A 686-nucleotide genomic window follows, 5' to 3' on the forward strand; every position below is an offset into this window, starting at 1 on the left:
AGAACATCTTGCAAGTCGTAGCCGTCCCCCAGCGTGGAGGCGCGCAGACGGGTGAAGCGTTCCTGTCCCTGCCCGGTCAGCCGGAAGCTGATACCGCCGCCCCGAACCTTCTTGACCTCATATCCGGCCCGCTTCATCAGATTGAGAAATTCGTCCAGATCAGCGGGGCGTTCCGCCAGCGCAGTATCAATGGCAAGGCGCAGTCTGTCCTGATAGGAAAGCGGCCCTTTTCGTTCTTTCTGCCATTCTCCATAATTCCGATACTTGCCCTTGCTCCGGGGCTTCGGGTTCTCTACAATGGACAGCCCGTTTTCAAGGCACAGCCTGTCAGAGAGCCGCCGAAGGGCGAAGCTGGAGCCCCAAAAGTTTCGGAATTTCCGGGTGCAGTCAAGGGTGGTGGAGTTGTAATAAATGTGACAATGGATGTGCTGCTTATCGGTGTGCGTGGTAACGATAAAAGCGTGCCGCCCCTTCGTCCAGCGCATAGCCAGTTCATAGCCGATACGGTTTGCCTCCTTCGGGGGAACCTCGCCCGGATAGAAGGATTGCCGTATCTGATAGCACAGCACATCATTTTCTTTTTTCTGTTCCCGCCCCGTCATGGCGGCATAGCTGGCTTTTGTCAAAAGGAACTCGTCCGCCACAGTGGCCGGATCACATTCATAAGCGGAGATATACTTTCCGCT

General features: G+C 55.5%; 1 protein-coding gene. It reads right to left on the reverse strand.

Going from position 1 to position 686, the window contains the following annotated elements; all coding sequences use genetic code 11:
* Positions 1 to 686: relaxase/mobilization nuclease domain-containing protein (locus DW677_RS09150; RefSeq protein ID WP_181968335.1), on the reverse strand; the 686-nt coding region annotated here is incomplete at both ends.

The organism is Clostridium sp. AM25-23AC (assembly GCF_003435125.1).
In the GTDB taxonomy this organism is placed as follows: domain Bacteria; phylum Bacillota; class Clostridia; order Lachnospirales; family Lachnospiraceae; genus Pilosibacter; species Pilosibacter fragilis.